This is a genomic window from Kitasatospora sp. NPDC056783 (genome assembly GCF_042789895.1).
Classification (GTDB): Bacteria; Actinomycetota; Actinomycetes; order Streptomycetales; family Streptomycetaceae; genus Kitasatospora.
The window spans coordinates 14,031-20,315 of sequence record NZ_JBHUAF010000132.1 but is presented as its reverse complement, the minus strand read 5'-3'; the positions used below and the strand labels follow the sequence as shown (position 1 = coordinate 20,315).

Annotated in this window: 5 protein-coding genes; all 5 read right to left on the bottom strand. The window is 75.4% G+C overall.

The window, feature by feature from the left end:
- Positions 1-24: 24 nt before the first annotated feature.
- Positions 25-1,692 carry a 4Fe-4S binding protein gene (locus ACFRMQ_RS20070; RefSeq protein WP_380731836.1) on the bottom strand — a complete coding sequence of 556 codons (1,668 nt, stop codon included), beginning with the start codon at positions 1,690-1,692 and terminating at the stop codon, positions 25-27.
- Positions 1,693-1,751: 59 nt separating this feature from the next.
- Complete coding sequence (locus ACFRMQ_RS20065) at positions 1,752-2,663, bottom strand: diiron oxygenase (protein WP_380731835.1); 912 nt, start codon at positions 2,661-2,663, stop codon at positions 1,752-1,754.
- A gap of 247 nt (positions 2,664-2,910) precedes the next feature.
- Positions 2,911-3,954 carry an RNA ligase family protein gene (locus ACFRMQ_RS20060; RefSeq protein ID WP_380731834.1) on the bottom strand — a complete coding sequence of 348 codons (1,044 nt, stop codon included), beginning with the start codon at positions 3,952-3,954 and terminating at the stop codon, positions 2,911-2,913.
- Positions 3,955-4,071: 117 nt separating this feature from the next.
- Positions 4,072-5,319, bottom strand: a complete 1,248-nt coding sequence (aroA, locus tag ACFRMQ_RS20055) for a 3-phosphoshikimate 1-carboxyvinyltransferase (RefSeq protein ID WP_380731833.1) — start codon at positions 5,317-5,319, stop codon at positions 4,072-4,074.
- 210 nt (positions 5,320-5,529) lie between these two features.
- Positions 5,530-6,189, bottom strand: a complete 660-nt coding sequence (locus ACFRMQ_RS20050) for a TetR/AcrR family transcriptional regulator (RefSeq protein WP_380731832.1) — start codon at positions 6,187-6,189, stop codon at positions 5,530-5,532.
- Between the last annotated feature and the right edge of the window lie 96 nt (positions 6,190-6,285).

Here is a 6,285-nt window from a genome sequence, read left to right as displayed (position 1 = left end):
CACGTCATCCGCCCCCTGCCGGTGCTACCGACGCCGCCCGGCCGCCAGCAGGTCGGGCACGGTGGCGAGCTTCACCCGGGGGCGCCCCTCGGCCTCGCCCCGCTCGCGCTCCGCGCGGTCCACCGCCCGCAGCTCGCGCAGTCCGACGGCGTCCGGGCGGCGGCGGCGCACCAGCCGGTCGAACTCCCTGCCGCCCGCCGCCGGGACGGGCAGCGCGCGGGCGGCCGCGTCGTCCATCAGCGCGTCCACGGTCTCGCGCGCGCAGGCCCGGTTGGCACCGATCCCGCCGGACGGGCCGCGCTTGGCCCAGCCCACCACGTACGTCCCCGGCAGCGGCCGGCCGGTCGCCGGGTCGACGACCCGCCCCTCCCGGTGCGCGACGGTCCCCGCCGCCTCGTCGAAGGGCAGCCCGGGCAGCGGCACGCCCCGGTGGCCGATCGAGCGCACCACCAGCCCGGCCCGCAGCACGTCCTCGGCCCCGGTGCCCTCGACCCCGCCGTCCGCCGTCGGCGCGGTCCGCTCGACGGTCAGGGCCTCGACCCGCCCGTCCCCGGAGAGCGCGACCGGCGCCGACAGGAACCGCAGCACGATCCGCCGCCCCGGCCCGGGGTCGGCGCCCCCGTCGTGCGGGACCAGCGGCAGCCCGGCCAGCAGACCGGCCGGGGAGCCCGACCCCGCACGCGCGCCCGCCTCGATCGCCGCCCGCACCCGCGGGTGGTCCTCCACCACCACCTCGACGCCCGGCAGTCGCCGCAGCGCCAGGAACTCCGCCGTGGTCCACGCCGCCTGCTCCGGCCCGCGCCGGGCGAGCAGCACGACCTCGCGGACCCGGCCGCCGCGCAGCGCGGCGAGCGCGTGGTCGGCGATGTCGGTGGCGGCGAGCCGGTCGGGGTCGGTGAGCAGGATGCGGGCGATGTCCACCGCGACGTTGCCGTTGCCGACGACCACCACGCGCCGGGCCGCCGAGAGGTCCACCGCGTCGGCCGGCACGGTCGGTTCGGCGTTGTACCAGCCGACGAAGGAGGTCGCGGGCAGGCTGCCCGGCAGGTCCTCGCCGGGGATGCCGAGCCGGCGGTCGGCGGCCGCGCCGACCGCGTACACCACCGCGTGGTGGTGCGCGGCGAGCTCCTGGTGGGTGACGTCGGTGCCGATCTCCAGGTTGAGGTGCATCCGCAGCCGGGGGTCGCGGAAGACGCTCGCGAAGCTCTCCGCGATCCGTTTGGTGGACTGGTGGTCGGGGGCGACGCCGTGCCGCAGCAGGCCGCCGGTGACCGGCAGCCGGTCGATCATGGTGATCTCGGCGCTGGTGCCGCGCAGCAGCTCCTGCGCGGTGTACCCGGCGGACGGCCCGGTGCCGACGACGGCGATCCGCAGCGCGCCGAGGTCGCCGGGCAGGCTGCGCGGGAAGCTGGGCGCGCCCCAGGCGTGGTCGCTGGGGTGGTCGCGGAACCAGTCGCGGTTGAGGTCGCCGAACACGGTGTCCGGCCCGCGCAGCCGGTCGACCGGGAACACCGCGTCCACCGGGCAGGCGTCGGCGCAGGCGCCGCAGTCGATGCACGCCCGGGGGTCGATGTAGAGCATGTCGGTGGTGCCGAACTCCGGCTCGTCCGGGGTCGGGTGGATGCAGTTGACCGGGCAGACGGACACGCACGAGGCGTCGTTGCAGCAGGTCTGGGTGATCGCGTAGGCCATGGCCGGGGTGGGGTCCTCGCTGCGCGTGGGGGTGGGGACGGATGCCTTCCGGCGGTTCGTCAGAGCATGTGCACCCGGCGGTAGACGGCCGCCGAGCGGCCGGTGAGCAGTCCGGTCTCGGCGAGGAAGGCCATCAGGTGCCGGGAGCTGGTGCGCATCATCGCCTTGCGGTGCTCGTTGGCCCCCACCTCGGCGAGCGCCCGCCGGGTGTCGAGCCCGGCGGCCCGGTACACGCCCGGGTGGACCATGCTGCTGACGATGACGTACGCGCCGGCCGCGATGCCGGCGGCCGAGGCACGCCGGCGGGCCGGGCTCGCGTGGCGCGTCCGCTCGCGGATCTCCTGCCGGGCGAACTTCATGTGCCGCGACTCCTCGACCACGTGGATCCGGGAGGTGCCGCGGACGATCTCCAGCACGTTCTCGCCGCGCATCCAGTCGCGCTGCATGACGTCCAGCACCTCTTCGGCCACCAGGATGCCGCCGTAGGCGAGTTCACCCCTGGCGAGCGCCTTGAAGGCACGGCCGGCCTGGGCTATCAGCTTGTTCGGCCGGTAGGCGGGGACGCCCATCTTGGCGCAGGCCCGGGCGAACATGATCGAGTGGCGGCACTCGTCGGCGATCTCGGTGAGCGCGAACTGGAACTCGGCGGTGGCGGGGTTCTTGAGGTACTGGTCGCGCAGCACCATCTGCTGGAGGATCATCTCGAACCAGATACCGGTGTTCATGATCGAGCAGACCTCGTGCCGGGTGAGCGTGACCCGCTGCCGCTCGGTCATCTCGTCCCACAGCCGGGTGCCGTAGAGGGTGCTCCACTCCGGATTGAGGCCGTAGTGGTGGTCGGGCAGCGGGGCGTCCCAGTCGATCTCGGTCGCGGGGTCGAAGGAGAGGGTGGCGGCCGACTCCAGCAGCCGCTTCGAGACGTCGTCGTCGGCCTCGGTGTGGCCGTGCCCCGTCTGCCGGGTGAGAGCCATGACTGCCTCCAGGTGCCTGCCCCGCGGGTTCCCGCTCACCCGCTTATTAGACGGACAGTACAATAAGAGCCGGTCGCGGAGAACCCCCCGCGCGGCGACCAACGGGCGCGCGGCCGCAGGGCGCACGCCCCCTCAGAGCACGACGGCGGGCGGGACCCCTCACCCGGAGTCCCGCCCGTCAGCCCGCCGACCCGTCAGCCCGTCAGCCCGTCGGCTCACCCTCCCGCCGGCCTGAAGCCCCGCGCCCTCACTCCGCCCGGCAGTCGCAGGGACCGCGCCGGTCGTCCGCGTCGAAGGCCGCCAGCGCCCGCGCTCCCGGCTCCAGCGCCCGGCGCAGCGCGGCGAGCACCGGGTCCTCCAACCCGCCCAGGGCCTCGGCGAGTTCCTCCGCCACGTCCTGCGCGATCTCGGCCGCCACCGCCTCCGCCGGGGTGCGCGGCCCCAGCTTGCTGACGGCCGCCGCCGCCCGGGCGGGAGTGAGCAGGGCCGAGGCCTGGACGAGCAGCCAGGCCGGGACGCCGGCCGCGCCCTCCGGCGGGGGCGGGTACGGGCGGGCGCCGTCGTAGCGGTCGTCCTCGGCGAAGGCCCGCTGCTTCACCTTCACCAGCGGGCGGGCCGCTTCCGACTCGCACCACTCGCGGGCCGGTTTGAGCACGTACCCCTCGGCGAGGTTGTCCGGCAGCTCGGGCAGACCGAACAGCGAGGGCACCCGGCTCGGGTAGCGCACCGGAAGGTCGTGCAGGGTGTTCAGCGGGCCGTGTCCGATCAGGGGCACGCAGGTGAGCCCGGCGGCCCGCGCCTCGGCGCGCAGGACGCGGTCCTCGATCCACCAACGGCCCTCGGGCGTCTCGACGGTGGCGTCGAAGGGCAGCCAGCGCAGGCCGGGGGCGTACCAGACGCCGGTCTGCACCGGCTCGACTCCGGGGACGGCGGGCACCCCGGGGTGCGGGTAGCGGCCGCCGGCCAGTTCGCCGTAGACCGTCACCCTGGCGCCGGTGCCCCACGGTTCGCGCACGGTGGCGGCGAGCCGGGCGGCCGCGACGGACAGTCCGGGCCAGATCCGGCTCACCCCGAAGAAGCCGTCCAGCCCCTCGTCGTCCAGCAGTTCGCGCCGCTTCGCGGCCCGCACCGAGCCGCCCTCGCAGACCACCGCGAAGTGCGCCCCGTGCACCTTCTCCGTCGCCGTCCACACCCGGCTGCCGGGGCCGCCGGAGCGGGTGCGGGCGGGGATCTTGGGGTAGGGCCGCAGCTCCGGGCCCTCGGACACCGTCTCGAACACCGTCTCGGACACGAACCGCATCCTCGCCGCCGGGCCCGCTTCCCGGCAACCGGGATTCGGGCCCGCCCGCGCCGGCCGGGCCGGGCCCTCGTCAAGCCGGCCGGGCGGGGCCTCGTCAAGCCGGCCTGGTCAGACCCCCCACGCCCCCCGGAGCTCCGCGAAGGCCTCGTGGAACCCCGGGAAGGTCTTCCGCACGCAGCCCGGGTCGTCGAAGGTGATGCCGGGCGCGCGCAGCGAGGTGACGGCGAAGGACATGACGATCCGGTGGTCGGAGTGGGTGGCGATCTCGACCGGGCGCGGCGTGCCGGGCCGGATCTCGATCCAGTCGTCCCCGGTGGCCACCGTGACGCCCATCGCGCGCAGGTTGTCGGCGCAGGCCTCCAGCCGGTCGCACTCCTTGACCCGGGTGTTGTGGACGTCCTCGATCCGCACCGGCCCGGTGGCGAAGGGCGCGATGGCCGCGAGCGTGGGCATGGTGTCGGAGATGTCCCGCATGTTGACGGTGATCCCGCCGAGCGGGCCGTTCCCGGCCACCGTGGTGCGGTCGTCCGCGACGTCCACCCGGGCGCCCATCCGCCGCAGCACGTCCACGAAGCGCAGGTCGCCCTGGAGCGCGTCCCGGCCGAGGCCCGGGACGGTGACCTCCCGGCCGGCCAGCGCGGCCGCGGCGAAGAAGTAGCTGGCGGTGGAGGCGTCCGGCTCGATCGGGTAGTCGGCGGCCCGGTAGCCGCCGGAGGGCACGTCGAACACCTCGCCGGCCGGGGTGGGCTCCCGCTTCACCTCGACCCCGAAGGAGCGCATCATCGCCAGGGTGATGCCGATGTACGGGGCCGAGACCAGCCGGGTGACGGTGATCCGCAGCCCGTCCCGGGTGAGCGGGCCGAGCAGCAGCAGCGCGGTCAGGTACTGCGAGGACTGCCCGGCGTCCAGGGTGAGTTCACCGCCGCGGACGCCGTCGGCGAGGACCGTCAGCGGGTGGTGCCCCTCGGCCTCCTCGTGCCGCAGGTCCACGCCCAGTTCGCGCAGCGCCCGGGTGAGCGGGGCGACCGGGCGGCGGCGCATCTGGGCGGAGGCGTCGAAGCGGTAGGTGCCGTGGCCGGCGGCGGCGAGGGTGGGCAGGAAGCGGGCGGTGGTGGCGCCGTCCCGGCAGTACACGTCGGCGTCCGGCACGGCGGGCCCGGCCGGGCGGCCCTCGATCCGCCACGCCGCCTCGGCGCGCTCGATCCGGTACCCGAGGGTGTCCAGCCCCTGCGCGAAGCCCTCGGTGTCGTCCGAGGACAGCGGGCGGCGCAGGGTGGTCACGCCCTCGGCGGCGGCGGCCAGGAACAGCGCCCGGGCGGTGATGGACTTGGACCCCGGGATCTCCACAGCGGTCACGACAGGCTCTCCCCCCACATGGGTGTCCGACAGGTGTCTCCAGTGGACTCGGCTCCGATCCTGCCCCACCCGGAGCCCGCTGTACCCGACTATCCACGGACTGGACCGTACGAGCGGGGAATCGGCCGGGCGGCGGCGCGGTGGCGCGCAACTTCCCGATGGAGCGCGGCACTTCGTCCCGGTGACCGGCCGGCTTCGCCCGGGGGCGGATCAGCGGCGCGCCCAGAGCCCGGCCAGGTGGGCGTGCAGGACCTCCTCGGCCTCCGCGGCCGTCCGGTGCCCGACCAGGACGTGCGCGGTGAGCCCGTCGGCGAGGGCGAGCAGCGTCCGGGCCTCGGTCCGCGCCGCCACCCCGCCGCCTTCGGCCCCGGCACCGTCGGCCCTGTCGCCCTCGGCCCCGCCGCCTTCGGCCCCGGCACCCGCCGACGAGCCGCCCGTGGCCTCCGTGATCAGCCGCACCATCAGTTCCTCCAGGGCCGCGTAGCTGCTCCGCAGGGTCCGCGCCAGGGCCTGGTTGACGGCGGCCCCGGCCACGAAGCCGAGCCAGATCCGGGCCTCCGCCCGGTGTTCCTCCCGCAGCAGCGCCACCTCGCCCGCCACCAGTCCGAGTTCACTGGCCGCCGACTGCGCCGGGCCGGCCGTGAGCCGGCTGCGCACCCGTTCGCTGACCCGCTCGCCGATGTGGGCGAGCGCGAACAGGAGCATCTCCTCCTTGGTGTGGAAGCAGCGCTGGACGGCCCCCATCGAGACCTCCGCCCGGGCGGCCACGTCCCGCAGGGTGACGCCCTCCAGCCCGAGCTCGTCCACCAGCAGGCAGACGGCCTCGGCGATCTGCCGGCGTCGGCCCTCCAGGTCCACCTGCTTCGGCATCGCCGGCCTCCCGTTCCGTCGTCGGTCCCGATTTATTCGATGCAAGCGTATCGGCTTCTGGGCTAGGGTGCGGTTCCGATGCAACCGCATCGGAAC